The organism is Homoserinimonas aerilata (assembly GCF_006716125.1).
GTDB classification, from domain to species: domain Bacteria; phylum Actinomycetota; class Actinomycetes; order Actinomycetales; family Microbacteriaceae; genus Homoserinimonas; species Homoserinimonas aerilata.
The window spans coordinates 1,507,620-1,532,659 of the sequence record NZ_VFOM01000001.1 but is presented as its reverse complement, the minus strand read 5'-3'; the positions used below and the strand labels follow the sequence as shown (position 1 = coordinate 1,532,659).

The window sequence follows — 25,040 nt, the reverse complement described above, 5'->3', positions numbered from 1 at the left end:
AATACGTCTATATTGCAATTTTGTTGAATAGACGCAATCAGGCGTGATCCACGTTCGCAGCGGCATGCCCCAGCGCGATACGCTGGGCACTGTGACGAATCCCGCGAATCCCTTCGGCCAGGTGCTGGTCGCCCTGGTCACCCCGTTCACCGCCGATGGCGAGGTCGCGTGGGATGACGTGGAGAAGCACATCGACGACGTCATCACCGGGGGAGCGGACGGCATCGTCGTCACGGGCACGACCGGCGAGACGAGCACCCTCACCGACCCGGAGAAGCTGCGGCTCGTCGAGGTCGCCAAGTCCGTCGCCGGCTCGCGCGCGAAGATCATCACGGGCGGCGGTTCCAACGAGACGGCGCACGCGATCGAGCTCTACAAGGCGAGCGAGAAGGCCGGCGCCGATGGCGTCATGATCGTCACGCCGTACTACAACAAGCCGACGCAGGCGGGCGTGCTCACCCACTTCCGCATGATCGCCGACGCGACCGACCTTCCGGTCATCCTCTACGACATCCCCGGGCGCACGGGAATCCCGATCAAGTACGAGACGATCCTGCGCGCGGCCAAGCATCCGAACATCATTGCTGTGAAGGATGCCAAGGGCGATCTCGCCGAGGTCAGCAGGGTTCTCAATCAGACCGATCTGCTGTACTTCTCGGGAGATGACCCCAATGTGCTTCCGCATCTCTCGATCGGTGCGACGGGGCTCATCGGTGTCACCGCGAACATCGCACCGACCCCGTACCGGGTCATCGTCGACGCCGTCAACGCCGGCGATCTGGCGACCGCGACGGCCGCCCACAAGCAGCTCGAGCCGCTCGTACGCGCCGTCATGACGCATGTTCCCGGCACTGTCGCGGCCAAGTACATCCTGCACGGGCTGGGCCGCATCGGCTCGCCGCGTGTGCGGCTCCCGCTCGTCGGCCCCGAGGATTTCGAGGCTGCCGTCATCGAGGACGAGCTGGCGCTCGTCGGCTCCATTCCCGGTCTCGACCTGGGCAACTTCCGCCCCGACCGCAATGCCGCGGCCGGCGGTGCGCTGCCGAAGGTCGCAGGCACGACGCGCTGAGGCGCGTCGCCCACACGTCAACAGGGGGCTGACGGCCCCAACGAGAATCGGCCGCTTCGGCCGCGACAGCACAGGACGCCATGAATTCACCCATCCACGAACCTGCACCCCTCCAGCCCGGCACCCTTCGGGTGACCCCGATCGGCGGCCTCGGCGAGATCGGCCGCAACATGACCGTCTACGAGTTCGGCGGCAAGCTGCTCGTCGTCGACTGCGGTGTGCTGTTCCCGGAGGAGCACCAGCCGGGCGTCGATCTGATCCTGCCCGACTTCAGCCCCATCCGGGATCGTCTCGACGACATCCTGGGCGTCGTGCTCACGCACGGCCACGAGGACCACATCGGTGCTGTGCCGTACCTGCTGCGCCTGCGCCAGGACATCCCGCTGATCGGCTCGAACCTGACGCTGGCACTTGTGGAGGCGAAGCTCAAGGAGCACCGCATCACGCCGTACACGCTCACGGTCGCGGAGGGCGACGAGGAGCGCTTCGGCCCCTTCAGTCTCGAGTTCATTGCGGTGAACCATTCGATTCCGGATGCTCTGGCGGTCGCCATCAAGACGGAGGCCGGCGTGGTTCTGCACACCGGCGACTTCAAGATGGATCAGCTGCCGCTCGACGACCGCATCACCGATCTTCGTGCCTTCGCCCGGCTCGGTGAGGCGGGCGTCGACCTGTTCCTGCCCGATTCGACGAACGCCGATGTTCCCGGCTTCACTGCTCCCGAGCGGGCCATCGGCCCCGTGCTCGAGGCGGTCATCCAGAAGGCCCGGCGCCGGGTGATCGTGGCGAGCTTCTCGAGCCACGTGCACAGGGTGCAGCAGGTTCTGGATGCCGCGCATGCGAACGGCCGCCGTGTCGCGTTCATGGGGCGCTCGATGGTGCGCAACATGGGCATCGCCGCCGATCTCGGCTACCTGAGGGTGCCGGATGGCGTTCTCATCGACCAGAAGAAGGCCGACGATCTGCCTGACAACAAGATCGTCTACATGAGCACGGGCTCGCAGGGCGAGCCGATGGCCGTTCTGGCGCGCATGGCGAACCTCGAGCACAAGATCGAGGTGGGCAGGGGCGACACGGTCATCCTCGCGTCAAGCCTCATCCCCGGCAACGAGAACGCCGTCTACCGGGTCATCAACGGGCTCATGAAGCTGGGCGCCACGGTCGTGCACAAGGGCAATGCGAAGGTGCATGTCTCAGGTCACGCGAGCGCGGGCGAGCTGCTCTACTGCTACAACATCCTGCGCCCGAAGAATGTGCTGCCGGTGCACGGCGAGCACCGCCATCTGGTGGCGAACGCCGAGCTGGCGATGCAGACGGGCGTGCCGGAGGAGAACATCATCCTGGGCGAGGACGGCGTCGTCATCGACCTGCGCGACGGCGTCGCGACGGTCGTCGGTCAGCTCGATCTGGGCTATGTCTATGTCGATGGTTCGACTGTCGGCGAGATCACGGATGCCGATCTCAAGGATCGCCGTATCCTCGCGGAGGAGGGATTCATCTCGATCTTCGTCGCGATCGATCCGCAGACCGGCAGGGTCATCGTCGGGCCGGAGATCCAGTCGCGCGGCTTTGCAGAGGATGAGGCCGTGTTCGATGCGGTGAAGCCGCAGATCGTGAAGGCGCTCACGGAGGCGGCGGAGAACGGCACGCGCGACACGCATGCCTTCACCCAGGTCATCCGCCGCACTGTGGGGCGCTGGGTGAACACGCAGCACCGGCGTCGCCCCATGATCGTGCCCGTCGTCATCGAGGCGTAGCGCGCCGCGTCTGACGGTTCACGGCCTCGTTTCGATGGGGTTTCACTTTCATCCTCAAGGATGATTCTCTTATCGTTCGCTAGCCGATACCTTGGAGCGGACGCCGGTGCGAGGTCGGCCGTCTTGAACGGAATCCGGGGTAGTCGTGGGCGTGTGGCGTAAGTGGATCTTTCCCATCATCAGGATCGTCATCTTCGCCGCCGTCGCTGCGGCGCTGGTGAAGTTGGCCTTCTTTGGCGATGCAGCACAGGATGCCGCGTCACCTGAGTTTCCGACGGCGGAGATCGTGGAGCCGCAGATTCCGGTCTCGCTGGGAACGATCCAGAACGATGTCGTGCTGAAGGGCACGATCGCCGCGGATGAGGCGGTCGAGGTCAAGTCGACGGCACCGGGTACGGTCCGCAAGGTTCTTGCTGGCCAGGGCGCCGCGGTGGGGGCTGGCGCCGAACTCTTCGTCGTGCGCGAGGAGGTCATGCGCGATGACGGAACGTCGTGGAAGCGCGACATCACCGTCGTCTCTCCGGCGGCGGGCATCCTGTCGGTCGTCTCGGTCATCGAGGGCCAGACCGTCACGATCGGCGAGGTTGTCGCCAAGGTGGCGCCACCGAGCTTCCATGTGACGGCGACGATGGAGCCTGAGCAGCAGTACCGCCTGCTCAACCAGCCGACTGAGGCGCTGGTTGCTGTCGCGGGCGGCCCTGCGCCGTTCACGTGCACCGGCCTGTCGATATCGACGGCGCTCGCGGGGGCGGAGGCCGACTCCGGCGGCACGGCCATGCGCTGTGCGGTGCCCGGTGATGTGCGGGTGTTCGCCGGGCTTGGTGCCGAGGTCACGATCTCGGGCGGTGTCGCCGAGAACGTCATGATGGTGCCGATCACTGCGGTCGAGGGTGTGGCAGACACCGGCAATGTCTACTTCGTGCTTGCCGACGGTTCCACGGAGCAGCGGCCGGTCACGCTCGGTCTCAACGACGGCATCAATGTCGAGGTGCGTGACGGTGTCGCCGAGGGCGACATGGTGCTGCAGTTCGTTCCCGGCGCTCAGGAGGCGCCCATGATGGGCGAGGACTGTTACGCGGTTGCCGGTGGCATGGCCTGTGGAGGTTTCGGCGGATGAGCCTGCTGCGGCTCGAGGCGGTGACCCGCTCTGTCGAGCTTCCGGATGCTCCGCCTCTCGAGATCCTCAAGGGGGTCGACCTCGAGGTGGCCGTCGGTGACCATGTGTCGGTCGTCGGTCGCAGTGGCTCGGGCAAGACGACTCTGCTCAACCTGCTCGGCCTGCTCGACACTCCCACCTCGGGGCAGATCGTGTTCGATGAACGGCCTGTCTCGCAGCTCGGTTCGCGAGCCCGCGACCGCGCTCGCGGCAGCGATATCGGCTTCATCTTCCAGCAGTTCAACCTGTTGCCGGGGCGCACCGCGCTCGAGAACGTCATGACCCCGTTGCTCTACGCGACGGGCAGGCAGTTCTGGCGCAGGCGGCAGTTGGCCGGCGAGATGCTCGAGCGTGTCGGGCTTGGCGAGCGGATGCTGTCGATGCCGGAGAAGCTCTCCGGCGGGGAGCAGCAGAGGGTCGCCATCGCCCGAGCGCTCGTGCGTGGCCCGCGACTCATCCTCGCGGACGAGCCGACAGGGGCCCTCGACATCGACACGGGGGCTTCGATCATGGCCCTCGTTGACGAGGTCGCCGAGCAGTCGGGTGCGGCGCTCATCACCATCACCCATGACGCGAATGTCGCGGCTCTCGCGCGCAGGCACTACAGGCTCGACAAGGGAGTGCTGACCGCCGTCGATGTGACGCGGGTGCTCGCGATGGCCGCCCCCGAGGTGTCGCTGTGATGCGGTTTCTCACGGGCTTCGTCGGAGCCGTCAGCGAGGCCTGGGCCGAGTTGCGCATCCACAGGACTCGGGTGATGTTGAGTCTCATCGGCGTGGGCGTTGCCGTCACGGCGATCACGACTGTCGTCGGCCTCGGCGGCATGGTGCAGCAGTCCACGACCGAGAGCATGGAGCGCAGCTCCGGCCGGCCGGCGACCCTCATGATCAGCGCCTTCAACCCGCAGACGGGGGAACAGGCATCCGGCGACTCGCTGCGCGAGGCCTTCGACGCCGTCGTCGAGCGCTACCAGATCAGCCATGCCGGCGCCAACCGCTGGGCCACCCTGTACGCCCAGTTCTCTGACGGCGTCGCTCCCGTGGAGACACAGGGTGTCGATGTCGCCTTCGGCACGATGCATCGCGTGCGGGTGTCGGATGGTGCGTGGTTCAGCGACTACGACGAGCAGCGTCTCGCGCCTGCACTCGTCGTCAACGAGCTGTTCTATGAGCGCATCGGCTCGCCCGATCTGCGCACCCACCCCACGATCTCGCTCGTGGGGGATTCGGCGGGCACGGCCGTGATCATCGGTGTCATGCCCGCTGAACCGTGGGAGACGTCGCCGCGTTCCTTCATCCTCAATACCGCGTTCGAGCGCATCTCGTCGGCGGCGGCGATCGCCGGGGCTGCGCCGTCATTCGAGTTGTGGGTTCCGCCGGAGCTCGCAGACGAGCTGACGTCGCTCATCCAGCGAGACACCGCCGGAGCGCTGGGGGAGGGGTTCCAGGTCGACGTCAGTCGCAACGACTATGCGGCATACAACAGCATGGACCCGCTGCTTCCGCTCAGGCTGCTCGTGGGAGGGGTCGCGGGGCTCGTCCTGCTGCTCGGCGCGCTCGGGCTCGTGAACATCTCGCTCGTGACCGTGCGCCAGCGCATCCGTGAGATCGGCATCCGCCGCAGCTTCGGGGCCACGGCGGGCAGGGTGTTCTTCTCGGTGATGATGGAGAGTGTCGTCGCGTCGTTCGCGGCGGGGGTCATCGGCGTGATCATCGCGATTCTCATCGTGCGCAATCCCTGGGTTCAGGAGCAGCTCGCGCAGGGGATCATGGATGTTCCGCCGTTCCCCATCGAGGCGGCCCTGCTCGGTCTCGGCGCGGCCACGGCGGTGGGTGCCCTCGCTGGACTGCTGCCCGCGCTCGTCGCCGTGCGGGTCAAGGTGATCGACGCCATTCGCTTCTGAGCCCCGCTGCTCAACACGCGCCCTGCCATCCCGGCGATGACAGTGGCCGCCGGTACCGTGGAAGCATGGCTACGAGCACCAGGTCGAACTCGCGTGCGCGCACGGCGCCGGCGCGCGGTTCGAAGGCGCCTGCGCGCACCGCGGCGACGAAGAAGCTGCCCGCGGCGAAGGTCGTCGAGTCCCGGCCCGGTCTGCTCTCCGGTGCGTGGCTGGGCATGGCGCATGTCGTGGGCGGGGCAGCCCGCCTCTTCGGGCGCGAGACCCTTGCCAAGGACGAGCGACGCGACGGCGTCCCGTTCATGTTCTTCCTGCTCGCGATCGCGGGCGCTGTCGTTGAGTGGTTCAACCCCAACGACCCCGTCGCGATAGCCCTCGACGCCTGGACGTTCGGCGGTCTGTTCGGGCGTCTCGCCTTCGCGCTGCCGGTCATCCTCCTCGTCTTCTCCGTGTGGCTCTTCCGGCATCCGGCGTCTGTCGACGACAACGGTCGGCTGGGGGTCGGTCTTGTCGTGCTCCTCATCAGCGTGAGCGCACTGAGTCATCTCCTCAGCGGTGCGCCGCAGCCGTCCGACGGTGCCGTGGCACTCGCCCGAGGCGGCGGTGTCATCGGATGGGTGACGGGCCAGCCGTTCGTGGCGGGCAACATCCTCTGGCTCGGGGTGGTCGTTGCGGCGCTGCTCCTCGTGCTCTCGCTGTTCATCATCACGAAGACGCCGCCGAATCGCATCGGCCGCCGTCTCCGCGAGCTCTACGCCTACCTCTTCGGGGAGCAGCTGGAGGAGCCCGCCCGGAAGCCCGCGAAGGGCTCCGGCGACACGACGGAGGCCTTCGGCGACTTCGGCGACCTCGGCATCGACCCCGAGGAGGCCGCCTCGCTTCCGTGGTGGCGACGCAACAAGACCCAGCGCGAGACCGATCCGGCCTTCGACAGCCCCGTGATCGAGCGCGCGAGCGACGCGAACGACGAGTCAGAGACTGAGGCCTTCGGCATCGAGCTGATTGAGGAGCTGACGAAGGCAGAGGATGCCGTCAAGCGCTTCACGGGAGAGGTCGAGCCCGCCGCGTCGACGGGCATCCGTGACGATGGCGAGCCCCTCGTGGCAGATCTGCTCCCCGGCTTCACCGACAACGTCTCGGAGAAGGGCCGCCAGGGCGACTTCGCCCAGCCCGCGCAGGAACGGCCGCAGACGCCGTACCGGCTGCCCGCGGCATCCGTTCTCAAGCAGGGAACGCCGCCGAAGGCGCGCTCGCAGGCCAACGACGACATCGTCGCCGCCATCACCGAGGTGCTCAAGCAGTTCACTGTCGACGCGAAGGTCACCGGGTTCAGCCGCGGCCCGACGGTCACCCGCTACGAGATCGAGCTCGGCCCCGGCGTCAAGGTCGAGCGCGTCACGGCGCTCAGCAAGAACCTCTCCTACGCGGTCGCGAGCAACGAGGTGCGCATCCTCTCGCCCATCCCGGGCAAGAGCGCCATCGGCATCGAGATCCCCAACACCGACCGTGAGATCGTCTCGCTCGGCGACGTTCTGCGCTCGAAGGCCAGCACGGGCAGCCAGCACCCCATGACGATCGGCGTGGGCAAGGATGTCGAGGGCGGCTTCGTCGTCGCCAACCTGGCCAAGATGCCGCATCTCCTCGTCGCGGGCTCCACCGGCTCGGGCAAGTCGAGCTTCGTCAACTCGATGATCACCTCGCTGCTGATGCGCGCCAAGCCCTCAGAGGTGCGCATGGTGCTCATTGACCCGAAGCGCGTCGAACTGGCGCCGTATGCGGGCATCCCGCATCTCATCACGCCCATCATCACGAACCCCAAGAAGGCAGCCGAAGCGCTCGCCTGGGTCGTGAAGGAGATGGACATGCGGTACGACGATCTGGCCAGCTTCGGCTACCGCCACATCGATGACTTCAACGCCGCCGTCGTCGCGAATGAGATCGTGCTGCCGGAGGGCAGCGAGCGCAAGCTCAAGGCGTACCCCTACCTGCTTGTCGTCGTCGATGAGTTGGCCGACCTCATGATGGTCGCCCCGCGCGACGTCGAGGATTCGATCGTGCGCATAACGCAGTTGGCCCGAGCATCCGGAATCCACCTCGTGCTCGCGACGCAGCGGCCGTCGGTCGACGTCGTCACGGGGCTCATCAAGGCCAATGTGCCGAGTCGCCTCGCGTTCGCGGTGAGCAGCATGACCGACTCCCGCGTCATCCTCGATCAGCCGGGGGCCGACAAGCTCATCGGCCAGGGAGACGCGCTGTTCCTGCCGATGGGGGCGTCGAAGGCGATCCGCGTGCAGGGTGCCTGGGTCGGTGAGGACGAGATCAACTCCGTCGTCAAGCACGTCACAGCGCAGGCGAGGCCCGAGTACCGCAACGATGTCGCCGTCGTCGCCGAGAAGAAGCAGATCGACAGCGACATCGGCGACGATCTCGAGGTTCTGCTCGCGGCGGCCGAGCTCGTCGTCAGCACGCAGTTCGGTTCGACGTCCATGCTGCAGCGCAAGCTCCGCGTCGGATTCGCGAAGGCGGGCAGGCTCATGGATCTGCTCGAGTCGCGCGAGATCGTCGGCCCCTCCGAGGGGTCGAAGGCCCGCGACGTGCTCGTGGCCCCCGAGCAGCTGCCCGGGGTTCTGGCGCGACTGCGCGGCGACGAGCCGGCGGCTGCTCCGGCCGCTCCGCAGGGTGGTGGAGCGTCGGCCGCGTCCGGTCACGACGCCGACCGCTACGGCTCAGACCCGGTCGCCGAGATGAGCAGCGGCTACGATGAGGTCGAGGCATCCGACAACGAGGATGCCTGGCAGCTCACAGACCGGGAGTAGGCGAATGGCTTCTTCCGAACTGTTCAGCGGCCGCATCCTGCGCGCGGGTGACACCCCCGCCAGCATCGCGAATGTGGCGAACATCATCACCGTCGTGCGCATCCTCATGGCTCCGGTCTTCTTCTGGCTGCTGCTGGCCGATGCGGGCGAGTGGGGTGTGCTGCGCTACATCGCCGCCGTACTGTTCGTCGTCGCGATCGCCACGGATGCCGTCGACGGTCATCTGGCGCGCAGCCGCAACCTCATCACCGATCTGGGCAAGCTGCTCGACCCGATCGCCGACAAGCTCCTCACGGGCGGCGCCCTCGTCTGCCTGTCGATCCTGGGCGAGCTCGCCTGGTGGGTGACGCTGCTCATCCTCGTCCGCGAGCTGGGCATCACGGTGTACCGGATGGCCGTTCTCCGAGACAGGGTCATCCCCGCGTCGCGCGGCGGCAAGCTCAAGACCGTGCTGCAGGCGGTGGCCATCTCGCTGTTCCTGTTCCCGCTGTGGGGGCCGCTGGGCGACTGGGTCCACTGGGTGAACGGCGCCGTCATGACGGCCGCTGTGATCGCCACCCTCGTCACGGGCCTCGACTACCTGGTGAAGGCGGTCAGGCATGGGAGGTCCGCGTCGTGACGGCATCCGATGATCTCGTGCATCTGCTGATCGAGCGCAGGCTGACGATCGCTGTGGCGGAGTCGCTGACGGGCGGGATGCTCGTCTCCGAGCTGGTGTCGACCCCGGGCGCGTCTGCCGCGGTGCTGGGCGGTGTCGTCGCGTACAACACCGAACTGAAGCACTCCATGCTCGGGGTGGATTCTGCGGTGATCAATGTGCACGGCGTCGTACATCCAGATGTCGCGGCGCAGATGGCGGTGCACGTGCGCGAACTGCTCGCGGTGGGCGGTCTTCCCGCTGACATCGGCGTCTCGACCACGGGGGTGGCGGGGCCGGAACCGCAGGATGGGCAGCCCGTCGGAACGGTTTTCGTGGGCGTATCGCTTGCCGGTGACGTGCGCGTGGTTCAGCTCGATCTCTCCGGCGACCGGGAGTCGATCCGGCGTCAGGTCGTCGATCGGGCGATCGACGAGGTGCTCGCACGGCTTTCGGAGGATGCTGGCGCCTGAGCATGCCAGCGCTGCGTCAGCGGCCGGCCCGGTAGCGATGCTCGGGGCGCCCCGCACTTCCGTAGCGGGGTTCGACGGCGGCGGTTCCCGTCTCGACGAGGTGTTCGAGGTAGCGCCGAGCGGCAACGCGCGACATGCCGATCTGCGCAGCAACCTCACTGGCCGAGAGGTCGTCGGATGCGTCGAGCAGTGTCGAGGTGACGAGCCGCAGCGTGGCCGCCGAGAGCCCCTTCGGTGGCAGGGCATTGCGGGGTGACAGGCCGGAGAGGATGGCGTCGACGGCGCTCTGGTCGAGCGAGACGCCTCCCGGGGTTCTGCGGAGTCTCGCGTGCTGCGCAGCGACGGCGTCGAGTCTCGCCCTCAGCGCCGTGGCGGTGAATGGTTTGACCAGGTAGTGCATGACGCCGTTCGCTCGGGCTTCGCGCACGCTGGCCAGATCGCGGGCCGCGGTGACGGCGATGACCTCCGTGTGGCGTGCGTGCTCGAGCCGGATCCTGCTGAGTACTTCGAGTCCGGAGAAGTCCGGCAGGTAGATGTCGAGCAGCACGAGCTCGGGGTCGAGTCTTGCTATGGCGGCGACGGCTTCGGCGCCGGTGTGGGCGACGCCGACGACGGCGAATGACGCGTGGGCTTCGACGAAGCGGCCGTGGATGCCGGCGACGGCGATGTCGTCGTCGACGATGAGGGTCCGCAGCGGTGCGCTGGTCACGGTGTGCTCGCCTCCTCTGCAGTGCTGCGGATGCCCGCGTGGCGCGGGCGGACGGGCAGCCGCACGGTGATCGCGGCTCCTCCGCTGGGGGAGGATGCGATCTCGACGTCGCCGCCGCGCCGTCGTGCGATGCGCCGCACGAGCGTCAGCCCGATTCCGCGGGCCGTGGTGAGGCGTCCGTGCCCGGGCGATTTGGAGGAGTATCCGGGGGCGAAGACGCGCTCGCGCAGCTTCGGCGGGATTCCGGGCCCCGTGTCGGAGACCTCCAGTTCGATGTCGCCGGGCGTTTCGACGACGGTGACGGTGACGATCGTGCCGGGCCTGCCTGCCTCGACGGCGTTGTCGATGAGGTTGCCGAGCACGGTCAGCAGGTCGTCGCGCAGCCTGTCCGATTCGGGGTGGGTGGCGAGCGGGGCGAGCGTGCTCGTTGCGTCGACGAGGAGCTCGATTCCGAGTTCGTGGGCCCGCGCCTGTTTGACGAGCAGGAGTGCCGCGAGTTCGAGGTCGGTTATGCCGCTTCCGCCGGTGGTGCTGGAGAGTGTGCCGCCGTCGCCCACACGTTCTATGAAGGCGACGGCTTCGTCGATGTGCCCGAGTTCGAGCAGCCCGGAGATCACGTGCAGTTTGTTGGAGAAGCCGTGGGCTTGGGCCCTGAGCCCGTCGGCGAGACCCTGTGCCCCGTCGAGGTCCCGCATGAGCGCGTGCAGTTCTGTGTTGTCCCGCAGGATGAACACGGAGCCGATGACCCGTTCGTCGAGGCGGGCGATGTCACGCTGCACGAGGAGGATGCGTTCGCCCGAGAGCAGAAGGCGGCTCGCCGATTCCTCGTGGTCGAGCATCCGTACGAGTTCGCTGTCGAGCACGTCTACCGCGGGGGTGCCGACGACGGCGCCGTGCTCCTCCAGCCCGAGGAGCCGGGCTGCCGCGTCGTTGATGAGGGCGATCCGCCCGTTCTCGTCGATGGCGACGAGCCCTTCCCTCACGCCGTGCAGCATGGCCTCGCGGGCTTCGAGCAGGCCGACGATCTCGTCGGGTTCGAGCCCGTAGATGCGTTTGCGGATGACGGTGCTGACCCACGCGGCGCCGATCACGCCGAACACGGCCGCCACGCCGATGGTGATGAAGAGCAGGGTTGCGTTGCCGAGGTAGTCGCTCCTGAGGTCGGCTTCGAGGATGCCGACCGAGACGACCCCGATGACCTCGTCGCCCGAGGCGATGGGCACCTTGACGCGCCACGATTCGCCGAGCGTGCCCGTCTGGGTGCCGACGTACACCTCGCCTGCGAGCGCTACGGAGGGATCCGTCGAGACCATCTCGCCGATGCGCTCCGGGTTGGGGTGCGAGAAGCGTGTGCCCGTGTCATCGGTGACGACGACGTAGGTGACGTCGGATGCCGCGCGCACGACTTCTGCGATGGGCTGGATGGTGCGGCTCGGCTCGGCGTCATCGAGTGCGTTGATGATGGCGGGCAGCGTCGCGACGGACTGGGCGACGGCGATCATCCGGTCCCTGTACGAGTCGCGCAGTTGTTGCTCCTGCAGCCAGCTCGCCATGACGCCGGTTCCGAGCACGGTGATGAGCACGATCGCGAGCTGCAGAAGGAGCAGCTGCGTGCGGAGCTTCATCGACCTGACCACGCCCCCAGTCTGACGGAGCGCGCGCCGTCCCGCGATTCCTTCGCGCCCCTGAATGAGTACAGAACGACCAAAACAACCACTACTTCCGCATCGTTCCGCCGGGCGGTGTCGCTCCCTACTGTGTGTCTCGTCCCTCGGCGCGACCCGGGAGCTGTTCTCGGGCGACGGTCGCCGAAAGCTCAAGGAGGAGCCATGCACGGTCACACAGCAGAACAGTCACTGAGGCGACGGAACAGGCGGGCGGCGATGCTCGCCTCAGCAGGGGTCGCGGTGCTGCTCCTCGCCGGATGCTCGAACGCTTCGACGCCCGGGGGTGCGCAGGAGGATGAGTCGGCGATCACATCGATCAAGGTCATCGTTCCGGCCGACCCGGGTGGCGGCTGGGACCAGACGGGCCGCGCCCTCGCCGAGGTCCTCACCCAGGAGGGCATCGTCGGTTCCGCCCCCGTCACGAACATCGGGGGAGCGGGCGGCACGATCGGTCTGGCGGCCCTCGCCAACGAGAAGGACCCGCACACGCTGATGCTCACGGGCTTCGTCATGGTGGGCGCGGTCGAGACGAACGACTCGGCGGTCAGGCTGGAGGACACGACGCCGATCGCGAGACTCACCGAGGAGGCGAGCGTCATCGTCGTTCCCAAGGACTCGCCGTACAAGGATCTGGGCGATCTCGTCGACGACATGATCGACAACGGCAAGGATGTGTCGGTCACGGGCGGTTCGGCCGGTGGCGTCGATCACATCCTGGCCGCGCAGCTGCTCAAGGTCGCCGGCCAGTCCTCTGCGCAGATCGGCGAGAAGCTGAACTACGTGCCGAACGCGGGCGGTGGCGAGGCTGTCACCCTGCTGCTCGGCAACAAGGTGTCCGCCGGCATCTCGGGCATCAGCGAGTTCGCGGAGCAGGTCAAGGCGGGCGAGCTGCGTGCGCTTGCGGTCTCGAGCGCCGAGCCGAGCGATTTGCTTCCTGATGTTCCGACGATCATCGAGTCCGGCTACGAGCTCGAGATCACGAACTGGCGCGGTGTCATCGCATCCGGTTCGATCTCGGAGGATGACCGCAAGGCACTCGTCGCGGTGCTCGACAAGATGCATGAGAGCGGAGCGTGGAAGGACATCCTGGAGTCGAAGGGGTGGGCTGACGCCTACATGTCCGGCGTCGAGTTCGACACCTCGCTCATGCAGAGCATCGGCGATGTCAACGCGGTGCTCAAGGATCTCGGACTGATCGACTAGTCGTGGAGGCTCTCGACAATCGTCCGGCCGGCGGGGATTCCTCGCCGGCCGGACGGCCCCGTGTTCCGATCGGCGAGTACGCCTTCGCCGGTGTCACCGCTGCGGTGGGCGTCTATGTGCTCGTCGCGGCCGCATTCATCCGCGTGCCCGTGTCGAGCACCTCGCTCGGACCGAAGGCGTTCCCCTATCTGGTCGGTGCGCTCCTGCTGGTGGCGGCGCTCGCCGTGTTGGTCGGCATCCGTCGGGGTCGTCTCGGTGAGGCGGAGGACGGCGAGGATGTCGATTCCTCTGTGCCGACGGACTGGCTCACGGTTGGCAAGCTGCTCGCGTTCTTCATCGCCCACGCGTATCTGGTGGGCCTCATCGGCTGGCCGCTCGCAGCCACCGTGCTCTTCGCAGGTGCGGCCTGGACGCTCGGCGCCGCCAAGCTGTGGCGCACGATCCTGATCGGCCTCGCTCTCTCCCTCGCCATCCAGTTCCTCTTCGGGTCGCTGCTCGGCCTCTCCCTGCCCGCAGGCCCCCTTCTCGATTGGATCCCCTTCCTGTGATCGACAACTTCGGTGAGCTCATGGCGGGTTTCGCCACGGCGATCCAGCCCGAGTATCTGCTCTACGCCTTCTTCGGCGTGCTCATCGGCACCGCGGTCGGTGTGCTGCCGGGCATCGGGCCGGCCATGACGGTGGCTCTGCTGCTGCCCATCACCTATTCGCTTGAACCTGCGGCGGCCCTCATCGTCTTCGCCGGCATCTACTACGGCGGAATGTATGGCGGGTCGACGACGTCGATCCTGTTGAACACGCCGGGGGAGTCCGCGTCGATCGTGACGGCCCTCGAGGGCAATCGGATGGCGCGCAAGGGTCGTGGGGCGTCGGCCCTCGCGACGGCCGCGATCGGTTCCTTCGTCGCGGCGAGCGTCGCGACGCTGGGTCTGACGCTGCTCGCCCCGATCCTGGCGCGCTGGGCGGTCACCCTGGGCCCGCCCGACTATTTCGCGCTCATGATCGTCGCGTTCCTGACGGTGGGTGCGCTGCTCGGCAGCTCGGTCGCCCGGGGTATGGTCTCGCTCGCGCTGGGGCTCCTGCTGGGTATCGTCGGCACCGAGGTGCTCACGGGGCAGCAGCGCTTCACCTTCGGGCTGCCGGTGCTGGCTGACGGCATCGATGTCGTGTTGATCGCGGTGGGGCTCTTCGCGGTGGGAGAGTCGCTCTATGTGGCCTCACGACTCCGCGGCGGCGGGATCGAGGTGATCCCTGTCAGCAAGGGCTGGCGCAACTGGATGACCCGCGAGGACTGGAGCCGCTCATGGCGCCCATGGTTGCGGGGCACGGCCATCGGCTTCCCGATCGGCACGATTCCGGCAGGAGGGGCGGATGTCGCCACCTTCCTGTCGTACGGCGCCGAGAAGAAACTGGCGAAAGGCAGGGCGAAGGCCGAATTCGGGCACGGTGCGATCGAGGGTGTCGCGGGTCCGGAGGCGGCCAACAACGCGGCGGCCGCGGGCGTGCTGGTTCCCCTTCTGACGCTCGGCCTGCCGACGACGGCGACGGCGGCGATCATCCTCTCCGCGTTCCAGTCGTACGGCATCCAGCCGGGGCCGCTTCTGTTCCAGAACCAGTCAACGCTCGTGTGGGCTCTCATCGCGAGCCTCTACATCGGCAACATCATGCTCCTGGTGCTCAACCTGCCGCTGGTCGGCATCTGGGTGAAGGTCCTGCAGATACCGAGGCCGTACCTGTATGCGGGCATCCTGCTGTTTGCAGCCCTCGGGGCCTACGCGACGAAGTTCAACCACCTGGATGTGCTGATCCTGTTGGCTGTCGGTGTCGTCGGGTTCCTGATGCGACGCTTCGGCTATCCGGTGGCGCCGATGGTGATCGGGGGCATCCTGGGGCCCATGGCCGAGACCCAGTTGCGCAAGACGCTGGCGATCAGCCAGGGCGATCTGAGTGCGCTGGTGACGAGTCCCTTCGCGGCCGCGGCATACGCGATCCTTCTCGTTCTGCTGTTGCTCGGGCTGTGGTTGAAGCGACGTCAGGCCCGCGTGGAGAGCCGTCTCGCGGAGCAGCTCGCCGGTGCCGGCTCGGGGCGGGAATAGCCCTGCTTTGCTTCGCGTTACAGCCGGTACATTCACAAGCACCGCACAGGCTGGATTGCGTAGAGTTCATGAACTGAAACAGGTTCTCGAGCACGGTAGGCTTTTCAGTCACTGAACATAAGGGGAGGGTCCAATGGTTCTGGTTCGTCAGGAGATCGGGGACGTACTCCGAGACTTCCGCCTGCAGAAGGGCCACACCCTCCGCCAGGTCGCAGGTCGGGCAAGCGTCGCCCTGGGTTACCTCAGCGAGGTCGAGCGAGGCCAGAAGGAGGCCAGCTCTGAGATTCTCGCGTCGGTGGCTGACGCCCTCGACACCCCCATCTCGGTGATCATGCATGAGGTCGGAGATCGCATGGCGATCATCGAAGGCCTCAACGTCATCCCCGACACGGTTCCCGAGAACTTCGGTTCCGCATTCGGCAAGCGCGATTTCGAGGGCTTCGGTTCCTCTGAGGTCGCTGCGGGGCTCGCGGTCCGCTGATCGCCGCCTGCTGATCGGCCCTCTGCTGATCGGCATCTGGTCGCATCGGCCGAATAATGACACTGCTTCACCGGATGCCCGGCTCGCAAGAGCCGGGCATCCGTCGTCTGGGAGGCCTCGCCTCGGAGGGGGTTGTGCGCGTGCTGCGAGCCGCGGGTGATGCCGTAGCGTTGTGGAATGCGGATGCGAGGGGCCCGGTGAGCAGACGATGAGGCTGAGCGAGTTCTGGATCGCGATGCGCGACGAGTTCGGCGCCTACGGCAGCACGCTCGCGCACGACCTCGTGCTGGCGGAGGTGGGCGGGGTGAGCGCAGAGCAGGCGCTGGCGGCGGGTGCCGCCCCCCGTGATGTGTGGCTCGCCATCTGCAGGGCGTCCGATGTTCCGCCGGAACGCTGGCACGGCATGGGGCGCCTCAACAAGGCCTGATTCGGCCGCTCTGCGGGTCACGCTGTCGTGTGCCGCCGTCCGCTGTTGCCGACTGTCGGTGCGACACGCCGGGTGGATTTTCTACCGGTTCTTCGAACATGTGTTCGGATGCGAGTAGGCTCCTCACCAGCGGAGTTCACCGGCTCCCTGTCCACAGAACGCACCTTCCGCATCATGTATGTCGGAGGTGCCGCCTAACGTCAGGGGTGCTGGCGATCAGCCGTCACAACCAGCCTTGCCGTACCCGACGAGACCTTGCACCACCGGTCGAGTCGCAGGCGGCAGCCGATAGGCGCAACATCCGAGGTTCCCGGCCCGAAGCCGGAGCCCATGACGAACAGGAGCACGACAATGGCATCAGCAGCAGACCGCGAGAAGGCCCTCGACACGGCCCTCGCCCAGATCGACCGGCAGTTCGGCAAGGGTTCCGTCATGCGCCTCGGCAGCGACGAGCGTGCGCCTGTCGCCGTGATCCCCACCGGCTCCATCGCCCTTGACGTCGCACTCGGTATCGGGGGGCTCCCGCGTGGCCGCATCGTCGAGATCTACGGTCCAGAGTCCTCTGGTAAGACCACGCTCACGCTGCACGCCATCGCGAACGCCCAGCGGGCGGGCGGCATCGCCGCCTTCATCGACGCCGAGCACGCCCTCGACCCCGAGTATGCCAAGTCTCTGGGGGTCGACATCGACGCCCTGCTGGTCTCTCAGCCCGACACCGGTGAGCAGGCCCTCGAGATCGCCGACATGCTGGTGCGCTCGGGGTCCATCGACCTCATCGTCATCGACTCCGTCGCCGCTCTCGTGCCTCGGGCCGAGATCGAGGGCGAGATGGGTGACACCCATGTCGGCCTCCAGGCGCGGCTCATGTCGCAGGCTCTGCGCAAGCTCACCGGTGGCCTCAGCTCGACCAACACGACGATGATCTTCATCAACCAGCTCCGCGAGAAGATCGGTGTGTTCTTCGGCAGCCCCGAGACGACCGCCGGCGGTAAGGCGCTCAAGTTCTATGCGTCGGTCCGCCTCGACATCCGCCGTATCGAGACCCTCAAGGACGGCACGGATGCGGTGGGCAACCGCACCCGCGTCAAGGTCGTGAAGAACAAGATGGCCCCGCCGTTCAAGCAGGCCGAATTCGACATCCTCTACGGCATCGGAATCTCCCGCGAGGGCAGCCTGATCGACTTCGGTGTCGAGCACGAGATCGTTCGCAAGTCGGGCGCGTGGTACACCTACGACGGCGACCAGCTCGGCCAGGGCAAGGAGAACTCGCGTCGCTACCTGACCGAGAACCCGGATGTCGCCAAGGAGATCGAAGACAAGATCCTCATCAAGCTCGGCATCGGTCAAGATCTGAAGGCCGTCGCACCGGCCGAGGTCGCCGTCGAGCCGATCGCGCCGAAGCTTGCGAGCCGCAGCAAGGCAGCGAGCTAGCAGTCATCATGTCCGTCCACCGGATTCCCTCGAAGGCCAGCTCATCGGGCGAGTCTCGCGACGATCGTCTGGCGCCCGTCATCTATCTGCCGGGCGCCAGACCCGCCGCCGCTACCGAAGACGCGCTCCTCCCCGAGGGGGCAGAAGAAGCGGCTGCAGTGTCACAGGCTGATGCCCCGGCAGCGGGTGGCTCGGCGGCACCGGCGAGCAGCCGTCGGGGCCCGGAGCGTCAGGCGCGGCGGGCCGAGAACGTCAGCCTTGCCGGCCTCACCCGCCGCAATATGTCGCGCTGGGAGATCGAGGGTCTGCTGCGTTCCCGAGAGATCGACGAGCAGCTGATCGAGGCCGAGGTGGCACGGCTTGAGTCGGTCGGGCTCATCGATGACGCAGCCCTTGCAGAGACCCTGGTGCGTACCCAGCACGAACGCAAGGGGCTCGGCAGGCAGGGCATCGTCTCGGAGCTCAGGCGTCGACACATTGATCAGCAACTGATCGATGAGGCCCTCGAGCAGTTGGAGGCGGGAGACGAGAGAGAGCGCGCGCGTGAACTCGCCGAGAAGCGGGCGTCGCAGTTGCGTTCCTACGATGCCGCCACCGCCGAGCGCCGCCTCACGGCGTTCCTCACGCGCAAGGGCTACTCCTCGTCGATCGTCCGGGAGGCCGTTGCCGGCGCGCTCAAGGGCGGCAGCCGCTCCGGGGGAGTGCGCTTCGAATGACTGTCACCACCGGGTAGGTTCTTCCTATGCGTGAGCTCCAGTCCCAGATCATCGCCGAACTCCACTCCGTGCCGGAGATCGACCCCGGCGAGGAGCTTGAGCGCCGCCTGAGTTTTCTCACGGACTACCTTGCGGCGACGGGGGCACGCGGACTGGTGCTCGGCATCAGCGGCGGGCAGGATTCGTCTCTTGCGGGCAGAATCTGCCAGCTCGCGGCCGAGCGGGTGAGAGCATCCGGTGGCGAAGCAGAGTTCATCGCGGTACGCCTGCCCTACGCGGTACAGCGTGACGAAGATGATGCGCAGCTTGCGCTCGAATTCATTCGGGCCGACCGCGAGCTCACCTTCAATGTGCAGCGCGGGGTCGACGGCTTCGAGGCGGAATACCTCGACGGCGTGGGCACCGAGATGCAGGATTTCACGAAGGGCAACGTCAAGGCCAGGGCACGCATGATCGCCCAGTACGCGATCGCGGGCCAGTCTGGTCTGCTCGTCGTCGGCACCGACCATGCCGCGGAGGCCGTGACCGGCTTCTTCACCAAGTTCGGAGACGGCGGTGCAGATGTGCTTCCGCTCTCCGGCCTCACCAAGCGTCAGGGCCGGCAGTTGCTTCAGCATCTGGGAGCCCCCGAACGCCTGTTCCTCAAGGTGCCCACGGCCGATCTGCTCGACGGGACCCCCGGCCAGAGCGATGAGGCCAACCTGGGGCTGGCCTACGACGACATCGATGACTTTCTTGAGGGCCGCGAGGTCGCGCAGGGGGTGGCGCAGGCGATCGAGCAGCGCTTCCTGGCCACCCGGCACAAACGCGCTCTGCCGGTCTCGCCGTTCGACGGCTGGTGGCGCTGAGGCCGCGCCGGGCAGCACCGCAGAACGCCTCTCTGGCCCGGCAGAGTTAGGCTTTACCCCATCATGACCACGCTCGCCCCCGCCGATTCAGCCGCCCCGACCTCCGCCGTTCCGCGCAGCTATGAGGTGCGCACCTACGGCTGTCAGATGAATGTCCACGACTCCGAGCGGCTCAGCGGCTCGCTCGAGGCTGCGGGCTATGTGCGCGCGACCGAGGGGCAGGCCGATGTCGTCGTCATCAACACCTGCGCCGTGCGCGAGAACGCCGACAACAAGCTGTACGGCAATCTGGGAATGCTCGCCTCGATCAAGCGTGAGCACGAGGGGATGCAGATCGCGGTCGGCGGATGCCTCGCCCAGAAGGACAAGAGCACCATCCTCGAGAAGGCGCCCTGGGTCGATGTCGTGTTCGGCACGCACAACATGGGCTCGCTCCCGACCCTGCTCGAACGTGCCCGCCACAACGGTGAGGCCCAACTCGAGATCCTCGAATCGCTCGAGGTCTTCCCCTCCACGCTGCCGACCCGCCGGGAGTCCACGCACAGCGGCTGGGTGTCCATCTCGGTGGGCTGCAACAACACCTGCACCTTCTGCATCGTGCCGGCGCTGCGCGGCAAGGAGAAGGATCGCCGGCCGGGCGACATCCTCGCCGAGGTTCAGGCGCTCGTCGACGACGGAGCCATCGAGGTGACTCTGCTCGGCCAGAACGTCAACTCCTATGGTGTCGAGTTCGGCGACCGCCACGCCTTCGGCAAGTTGCTGCGTGCCGCCGGCGAGATTCGCCGCCTCGAGCGCATCCGCTTCACAAGCCCGCATCCGGCGGCCTTCACCGACGATGTCATCGAGGCGATGGCGGAGACGCCCGCGGTCATGCCGCAGCTTCACATGCCCCTGCAGTCGGGTTCGGACCGCATCCTGAAGGCGATGCGCCGCAGCTACCGCTCTGAACGCTTCCTCGGCATCCTCGATCGCGTTCGCGAGCGCATCCCGAACGCGGCGATCTCGACGGACATCATCGTCGGCTTCCCCGGCGAGACGGAGGAGGACTTCCAGGAGACCCTCCGCGTGGTGGAGAGGGCGCGTTTCGCCTCTGCCTTCACCTTCCAGTATTCGATCCGTGAGGGCACGCCGGCGGCGACGATGGACGAGCAGGTGCCGAAGGCGGTCGTTCAGGAACGCTACGAGCGGCTCACCGCCCTGCAGGATCGAATCTCCTGGGAGGAGAACCGGGCGCTCGTCGGCACGACCGTGAACGTCATGGTCTCCGCCGAGGGCAGCAAGGATGCCCAGACGCATCGCCTCTCGGGGCGCGCGGAGGACAGTCGCTTGGTCCACTTCGATGTGCCGACGGGTGCCGAGGTGCCGCGTCCGGGCGATGTCGTCACGGTCACCGTCTCTGAGGCGAAGCCTTTCTATCTGATCGCCGACACCGCTGTGGGCGGAGGTTTCGCTGTCCGACGCACAACGGCGGGCGATGCCTGGGATCGCGCCGAGGCGGCCTCCTGCGGCGTCCCGGCCACCTCTGCTGGGTCCTCCGCACCGGCACGGGTCTCGCTCGGCCTCCCAACGCTGCGCGTGGCCACGACGCCGATCTACGATTCGTCCGACGGCCTGCGCTAGGTGGTGCTTCCCCTCATCGTCCTTGTCGGCGCGACCGGCACGGGCAAGACGGCGCTCTCCCTGGAGCTGGCGGCGCGGCTGGCGAGCGCCGGCAGGCCGACCGAGATCGTCAATGCGGATGCGATGCAGCTGTACAGGGGCATGGATATCGGTACGGCCAAGCTTCCGATCGCCGAGCGCCGCGGCATCCCGCACCACATGTTCGACGTGCTCGATGTCACCGACGAGGCGAGCGTCGCCGACTACCAGGTGCAGGCTCGCGCGGTGATCGGCGACATCCTGGCGCGTGGCGCTGTTCCGATCATGGTGGGCGGCTCCGGTCTCTATGTCTCTTCGGTGATCTACGACTTCCGATTCCCGGGCACGGATGCTGCGGTGCGGGCCAGACTCGAGGCGGAGCTCGCCGAGGTGGGTCCCGGCATCCTGTTCCAGCGTCTGCGGCAGCTGGATCCGGCCGCAGCGGAGTCCATCGGGCCGCACAACGCTCGCCGCATCGTGCGTGCGCTCGAGGTCGTCGAGCTCACGGGGGAGCCGTTCGGCTCCGGGTTGCCGGATGAGGGCGCCACCTGGCATGCCGACACCCGGGTCATAGGGGTGCGCGCCGAGAGGGCCGAGCTGGTGGCCCGACTCGACGAGCGGGTCGAGGGGATGTGGCGCGACGGGCTGCTTGATGAGGTGCGGATGCTCCGGGAGCGCGGGATCGAGCGCGGCGTCACCGCGAGCCGCGCCATCGGTTACGCGCAGGCGATCGGCGAGCTCAGGGGCGAGCTGAGCCAGGGGCAGGCGATCGAGCTGACCCAGGCGCTCACCCGCAAGTATGCGCGTCGGCAGGTGAGCTGGTTCCGGCGGTACGCGGCGACGACGTGGTTCGACCATGATGCCCCTGCGCTGATCGAGGATGCGTTCGCGCTCAGCGTGCGGTGACGTCCGCCTGCCGAACTATCCTTGGATGATGCCAGAGATTCACTTCACCAAGGGCCACGGCACGGGCAACGACTTCGTGCTGTTCTCCGACCCCGACGGCGAGGTGGAGCTGAGCCCGAAGCAGCTTGCGGCGATCGCCGATCGGCATTTCGGCGTCGGCGCCGATGGCATCATCAGGGCGGTCCGCTCTCGTAGTCTTCCGGAGGGTGCTGCGGCCCTTGCCGAGGATGACGGCGCGGAGTGGTTCATGGATTACCACAACTCCGACGGCTCCCCGTCGGAGATGTGTGGCAACGGCATCCGCGTCTTCGCCGAGTACCTCACGACGAACGGTCTCGTCGATCTGGGGCCCAACGACACGCTCACTGTCGGCACCCGCGCGGGCGTGCGCGATCTGCAGCGCAACCAGCGCGGCTTCCAGGTCGATCTCGGGCGCTGGTCGCTCGATGGGGGTGAGCCCCTCGTGCGGGCGAAGAACCTCCCGGTGGCGAGGCCCGGGCTCGGCATCAACGTCGGCAATCCGCATGTGGTCGTGGCGCTGTCGTCGCTCGATGAGCTCGCCGAGCTCGACCTCGGCTATATCCCCGTGCTCGAACCCGTGCCTGAGGCCGGCGCCAATGTCGAGTTCGTCGTTCCAAGCGATCCGCTCGTCGTCGATGGTGTCGGCAACATCACCATGAGGGTGCACGAGCGCGGCAGCGGTGAGACGCTCTCCTGCGGCACCGGTGCTGTCGCGGCTGCCCTCGCGACGCGTCACTGGGCGGGGGCGGGCGCGCCGAACAACTGGCGGGTCGAGGTTCCGGGCGGAACGCTCGGCGTGCGCATGTGGCCTGCCGAAGACGGAGAGCACGTCTCCCTGAGTGGGCCTGCGACGCTCGTGTTCGAGGGCGATCTCAGCCTGTAGGCATCCTGAGCGGCGAGGTCAGCGCCTGCGGACGCGCAGAACGCGGTAGCCCTTGTTGGTGGCTGCCCGTGACACGGAGAAGTCGGATGCGAGGGCGCCGTCGAGCCAGCGGTGCAGCGAGTCAGAGCCCAGATTTCGCTGCACGACGAGCCAGGCGTCCGTCGATGGCTGCAGTCGGGGCAGCCAGTGCGTGAGCATGTCGTGCAGCACGTCCTTGCCGACGCGGATCGGCGGATTGGAGCGGATGGTCATGAAGTCCACGTCGTCGGGAACATCCTCGGGCAGCACGGCGTTGATGTTGGTGAGGCCGAGAGCCTCGGCGTTGCGGCGGGTCAGATCGAGCGAGCGCTCGTTGACATCGACCGCCCAGACGGTGGCGTGGGGCGATTCGATCGCCATGGTCAGCGCGATGGGCCCCCATCCGCAGCCGAGATCAAGGAGATTCCCTCCGGGAGGAACGGGTGGCATGTTCGACAGCAGCACCTGTGTTCCGGCGTCGAGCCGCTCGGGGCTGAAGACGCCGCCGGCGGTGGTCAGTGCATAGGGCTGGCCCGCGAGTGTGACGGTGATCTGGCGAAGTTTGAGCTCACTCTCGGGAAGTGAAGAGAAGTAGTGCTCATTGGCCATGCAGAGAAACTTACCCAATACCAAGGAACTAGGGTTAACCCAATGACTGAAGTTAAAGCAGAAGACGCGAATGACGACGACGTCATCGAGCGCATCCTGTCGAGCGCATCTCAGCGTCCCGCCGGCTACACGATCTTCTCGAGCGGCCGCGCGCAGGCGTTGCAGTCCGACGGTGCCGTCGTCTCCGTCGATTCGGATGGCGACCAGCTCGATCGCGATGACCGCGAGGCGCTGCGTCGTGTCGCCGGGCTGTCGACCGAGCTGGAGGACGTCACCGAGGTCGAGTATCGCCAGCTCCGTCTGGAGCAGGTCGTGCTCATCGGCATCTATTCGCAGGGCAATGCGCAGGAGGCGGAGAACTCCATGCGCGAGCTGTTCGCGCTGGCGGAGACGGCGGGCGCTGTCGTTCTCGACGGCCTGCTGCAGAAGCGGGCCACTCCCGATCCGAGCACTTATTTCGGCAAGGGCAAGGCACAGGAGCTGCGCGGGGTGGTTGCGGCCGTGGGCGCCGACACGGTCATCGTCGACGGCGAGCTCGCCCCGAGCCAGCGTCGCGCGCTCGAGGATGTCATCAATGTGAAGGTCATCGACCGCACGGCGGTCATCCTCGACATCTTCAGCCAGCATGCGAAGAGCCGTGAGGGCAAGGCGCAGGTGGAGCTCGCTCAGCTCGAGTATCTCCTCCCGAGGCTGCGTGGTTGGGGTGAGTCGATGTCGCGCCAGGCCGGTGGTCAGGTCGGCGGTGCCGGCGCGGGTATGGGCAGCCGTGGCCCCGGTGAGACGAAGATCGAGCTCGATCGGCGTCACATCCACACCCGGATGTCCAAGCTGCGCAAGCAGATCAAGGAGTTCAAGCCGGCCCGCGAGACGAAGCGTGCCAATCGCAATCGCTTCGAGGTGTCGAGCGTGGCCATCACCGGCTACACGAATGCGGGCAAGTCGAGTCTTCTCAATCGCATCACGAGCGCCGGTGTTCTCGTCGAGAACGCGCTGTTCGCGACGCTTGATGCGACGGTGCGCAAGACCGTCACGGCGGACGGGCGCGGGTACACCCTCGTCGACACCGTCGGGTTCGTGCGCAATCTGCCGCATCAGCTCGTCGAGGCGTTCCGTTCGACCCTCGAGGAGGTGGCGGAGTCGGATGTCATTGTGCATGTCGTCGACGCCTCACACCCCGATCCGGCGAGCCAGCTGGCGACGGTGCGTGACGTCATCGGTGAGGTGGGCGCACGCGACATCCCCGAGATCGTGGCCTTCAACAAGGCAGACCTCGCAGACGAGGATCAGCGGATGCTGCTCCGTGGTCTGCAGCCGGATGGCATCTTCGTCTCGGCGCGTTCGGGTGAGGGTGTCGAGGAGCTGCTCCGGAGGATCGAGGAGCTTCTTCCGGCGCCGTCGGTCGAGGTTGAGCTTCTGGTGCCCTATGACCGTGGCGACATCGTGGCGTCACTCCATGGCCGCGGCATCATCACGTCGACGGACTACGAGGAGGCGGGAACCCGGGTTCACGCACTCGTGCGTGAGCAGGATGTTGCGACGTACAGCGAGTTCGTCGCCGCAGGGGCGTCCTAGACGAAACG

At 67.1% G+C, this 25,040-nt stretch carries 23 protein-coding genes; 20 read left to right on the top strand and 3 right to left on the bottom strand.

Going from position 1 to position 25,040, the window contains the following annotated elements; all coding sequences use genetic code 11:
* The first annotated feature begins 91 nt into the window (after window positions 1-91).
* The 8 genes from dapA to FB562_RS07220 all read left to right on the top strand — a co-directional run bounded on the left by dapA (window position 92) and on the right by FB562_RS07220 (window position 9,808).
* A complete protein-coding gene (gene dapA, locus FB562_RS07255; RefSeq protein WP_141880493.1) occupies window positions 92-1,069 on the top strand; it encodes a 4-hydroxy-tetrahydrodipicolinate synthase in 978 nt (325 codons plus the stop codon).
* Window positions 1,070-1,149: 80 nt separating this feature from the next.
* Window positions 1,150-2,826: a ribonuclease J gene (locus FB562_RS07250; RefSeq protein ID WP_141880492.1), complete on the top strand. Its 1,677-nt coding sequence runs from the start codon at window positions 1,150-1,152 to the stop codon at window positions 2,824-2,826.
* Between the two features lie 145 nt (window positions 2,827-2,971).
* On the top strand, window positions 2,972-3,943 hold the full coding sequence (locus FB562_RS07245) for an efflux RND transporter periplasmic adaptor subunit (RefSeq protein ID WP_141880491.1): 972 nt from the start codon (window positions 2,972-2,974) through the stop codon (window positions 3,941-3,943).
* A complete protein-coding gene (locus FB562_RS07240) occupies window positions 3,940-4,665 on the top strand; it encodes an ABC transporter ATP-binding protein (RefSeq protein WP_141880490.1) in 726 nt (241 codons plus the stop codon). Before FB562_RS07245 ends, FB562_RS07240 begins: the two co-directional genes overlap by 4 nt.
* Window positions 4,665-5,885 carry an ABC transporter permease gene (locus FB562_RS07235; protein ID WP_141880489.1) on the top strand — a complete coding sequence of 407 codons (1,221 nt, stop codon included), beginning with the start codon at window positions 4,665-4,667 and terminating at the stop codon, window positions 5,883-5,885. The genes FB562_RS07240 and FB562_RS07235 overlap by 1 nt, the downstream gene beginning before the upstream one ends.
* A gap of 65 nt (window positions 5,886-5,950) precedes the next feature.
* Window positions 5,951-8,698: an FtsK/SpoIIIE family DNA translocase gene (locus tag FB562_RS07230; protein ID WP_141880488.1), complete on the top strand. Its 2,748-nt coding sequence runs from the start codon at window positions 5,951-5,953 to the stop codon at window positions 8,696-8,698.
* Window positions 8,699-8,702: 4 nt separating this feature from the next.
* On the top strand, window positions 8,703-9,317 hold the full coding sequence (pgsA, locus tag FB562_RS07225) for a CDP-diacylglycerol--glycerol-3-phosphate 3-phosphatidyltransferase (RefSeq protein WP_141880487.1): 615 nt from the start codon (window positions 8,703-8,705) through the stop codon (window positions 9,315-9,317).
* A complete protein-coding gene (locus tag FB562_RS07220; RefSeq protein WP_141880486.1) occupies window positions 9,314-9,808 on the top strand; it encodes a CinA family protein in 495 nt (164 codons plus the stop codon). Before pgsA ends, FB562_RS07220 begins: the two co-directional genes overlap by 4 nt.
* Before the next feature lie 16 nt (window positions 9,809-9,824).
* Here the strand turns inward: FB562_RS07220 and FB562_RS07215 are convergent, their stop codons facing one another.
* Window positions 9,825-10,517 (bottom strand): response regulator, encoded by a 693-nt coding sequence (locus FB562_RS07215; RefSeq protein WP_141880485.1) that lies wholly within the window; start codon window positions 10,515-10,517, stop codon window positions 9,825-9,827.
* On the bottom strand, window positions 10,514-12,154 hold the full coding sequence (locus FB562_RS07210; RefSeq protein WP_246081378.1) for an ATP-binding protein: 1,641 nt from the start codon (window positions 12,152-12,154) through the stop codon (window positions 10,514-10,516). Before FB562_RS07210 ends, FB562_RS07215 begins: the two co-directional genes overlap by 4 nt.
* Before the next feature lie 192 nt (window positions 12,155-12,346).
* Here FB562_RS07210 and FB562_RS07205 point away from each other — a divergent pair, with 192 nt between their 5' ends.
* From FB562_RS07205 to dapF, 11 genes are all read left to right on the top strand, one after another.
* A complete protein-coding gene (locus tag FB562_RS07205) occupies window positions 12,347-13,387 on the top strand; it encodes a Bug family tripartite tricarboxylate transporter substrate binding protein (protein ID WP_246081377.1) in 1,041 nt (346 codons plus the stop codon).
* Between the two features lie 2 nt (window positions 13,388-13,389).
* Complete coding sequence (locus FB562_RS07200; RefSeq protein ID WP_141880484.1) at window positions 13,390-13,935, top strand: tripartite tricarboxylate transporter TctB family protein; 546 nt, start codon at window positions 13,390-13,392, stop codon at window positions 13,933-13,935.
* Window positions 13,935-15,482, top strand: a complete 1,548-nt coding sequence (locus FB562_RS07195) for a tripartite tricarboxylate transporter permease (RefSeq protein WP_141881126.1) — start codon at window positions 13,935-13,937, stop codon at window positions 15,480-15,482. The genes FB562_RS07200 and FB562_RS07195 overlap by 1 nt, the downstream gene beginning before the upstream one ends.
* Window positions 15,483-15,615: 133 nt before the next feature.
* Complete coding sequence (locus FB562_RS07190) at window positions 15,616-15,963, top strand: helix-turn-helix domain-containing protein (RefSeq protein WP_141880483.1); 348 nt, start codon at window positions 15,616-15,618, stop codon at window positions 15,961-15,963.
* 208 nt (window positions 15,964-16,171) lie between these two features.
* A complete protein-coding gene (locus tag FB562_RS07185; RefSeq protein WP_141880482.1) occupies window positions 16,172-16,390 on the top strand; it encodes a DUF3046 domain-containing protein in 219 nt (72 codons plus the stop codon).
* Window positions 16,391-16,741: 351 nt separating this feature from the next.
* Entirely contained in the window at window positions 16,742-17,821 is a 1,080-nt protein-coding gene (gene recA, locus FB562_RS07180) for a recombinase RecA (protein ID WP_141880481.1), read from the top strand.
* An 8-nt stretch (window positions 17,822-17,829) separates the two neighbouring features.
* Complete coding sequence (locus tag FB562_RS07175; RefSeq protein WP_141880480.1) at window positions 17,830-18,537, top strand: regulatory protein RecX; 708 nt, start codon at window positions 17,830-17,832, stop codon at window positions 18,535-18,537.
* Window positions 18,538-18,563: 26 nt separating this feature from the next.
* Window positions 18,564-19,385, top strand: a complete 822-nt coding sequence (gene nadE, locus FB562_RS07170; protein WP_141880479.1) for an ammonia-dependent NAD(+) synthetase — start codon at window positions 18,564-18,566, stop codon at window positions 19,383-19,385.
* A 63-nt stretch (window positions 19,386-19,448) separates the two neighbouring features.
* On the top strand, window positions 19,449-21,005 hold the full coding sequence (miaB, locus tag FB562_RS07165) for a tRNA (N6-isopentenyl adenosine(37)-C2)-methylthiotransferase MiaB (RefSeq protein ID WP_141880478.1): 1,557 nt from the start codon (window positions 19,449-19,451) through the stop codon (window positions 21,003-21,005).
* A gap of 3 nt (window positions 21,006-21,008) precedes the next feature.
* Window positions 21,009-21,929: a tRNA (adenosine(37)-N6)-dimethylallyltransferase MiaA gene (gene miaA, locus FB562_RS07160; RefSeq protein WP_141881125.1), complete on the top strand. Its 921-nt coding sequence runs from the start codon at window positions 21,009-21,011 to the stop codon at window positions 21,927-21,929.
* 28 nt (window positions 21,930-21,957) lie between these two features.
* Window positions 21,958-22,833, top strand: a complete 876-nt coding sequence (gene dapF / locus FB562_RS07155; protein WP_141880477.1) for a diaminopimelate epimerase — start codon at window positions 21,958-21,960, stop codon at window positions 22,831-22,833.
* 18 nt (window positions 22,834-22,851) lie between these two features.
* Here dapF and FB562_RS07150 read toward each other — a convergent pair whose 3' ends face one another.
* Window positions 22,852-23,460 carry a class I SAM-dependent methyltransferase gene (locus FB562_RS07150; protein ID WP_141880476.1) on the bottom strand — a complete coding sequence of 203 codons (609 nt, stop codon included), beginning with the start codon at window positions 23,458-23,460 and terminating at the stop codon, window positions 22,852-22,854.
* A 42-nt stretch (window positions 23,461-23,502) separates the two neighbouring features.
* Here FB562_RS07150 and hflX point away from each other — a divergent pair, with 42 nt between their 5' ends.
* Complete coding sequence (gene hflX, locus FB562_RS07145; protein ID WP_141880475.1) at window positions 23,503-25,032, top strand: GTPase HflX; 1,530 nt, start codon at window positions 23,503-23,505, stop codon at window positions 25,030-25,032.
* Window positions 25,033-25,040: the final 8 nt, after the last annotated feature.

What these genes read in the sequence shown, in the direction of transcription:
- FB562_RS07235 (WP_141880489.1), top strand. Translation starts at nt 4,665, where the DNA reads ATGCGGTTTCTCACGGGCTTCGTCGGAGCCGTCAGCGAGGCCTGGGCC.
- FB562_RS07240 (WP_141880490.1), top strand. Translation starts at nt 3,940, where the DNA reads ATGAGCCTGCTGCGGCTCGAGGCGGTGACCCGCTCTGTCGAGCTTCCG.
- FB562_RS07205 (WP_246081377.1), top strand. Translation starts at nt 12,347, where the DNA reads ATGCACGGTCACACAGCAGAACAGTCACTGAGGCGACGGAACAGGCGG.
- pgsA (WP_141880487.1), top strand. Translation starts at nt 8,703, where the DNA reads ATGGCTTCTTCCGAACTGTTCAGCGGCCGCATCCTGCGCGCGGGTGAC.
- FB562_RS07230 (WP_141880488.1), top strand. Translation starts at nt 5,951, where the DNA reads ATGGCTACGAGCACCAGGTCGAACTCGCGTGCGCGCACGGCGCCGGCG.
- FB562_RS07150 (WP_141880476.1), bottom strand. Translation starts at nt 23,460, where the DNA reads ATGGCCAATGAGCACTACTTCTCTTCACTTCCCGAGAGTGAGCTCAAA.
- FB562_RS07190 (WP_141880483.1), top strand. Translation starts at nt 15,616, where the DNA reads ATGGTTCTGGTTCGTCAGGAGATCGGGGACGTACTCCGAGACTTCCGC.
- FB562_RS07250 (WP_141880492.1), top strand. Translation starts at nt 1,150, where the DNA reads ATGAATTCACCCATCCACGAACCTGCACCCCTCCAGCCCGGCACCCTT.
- nadE (WP_141880479.1), top strand. Translation starts at nt 18,564, where the DNA reads ATGCGTGAGCTCCAGTCCCAGATCATCGCCGAACTCCACTCCGTGCCG.
- FB562_RS07185 (WP_141880482.1), top strand. Translation starts at nt 16,172, where the DNA reads ATGAGGCTGAGCGAGTTCTGGATCGCGATGCGCGACGAGTTCGGCGCC.
- FB562_RS07175 (WP_141880480.1), top strand. Translation starts at nt 17,830, where the DNA reads ATGTCCGTCCACCGGATTCCCTCGAAGGCCAGCTCATCGGGCGAGTCT.
- recA (WP_141880481.1), top strand. Translation starts at nt 16,742, where the DNA reads ATGGCATCAGCAGCAGACCGCGAGAAGGCCCTCGACACGGCCCTCGCC.
- dapF (WP_141880477.1), top strand. Translation starts at nt 21,958, where the DNA reads ATGCCAGAGATTCACTTCACCAAGGGCCACGGCACGGGCAACGACTTC.
- hflX (WP_141880475.1), top strand. Translation starts at nt 23,503, where the DNA reads ATGACTGAAGTTAAAGCAGAAGACGCGAATGACGACGACGTCATCGAG.
- miaB (WP_141880478.1), top strand. Translation starts at nt 19,449, where the DNA reads ATGACCACGCTCGCCCCCGCCGATTCAGCCGCCCCGACCTCCGCCGTT.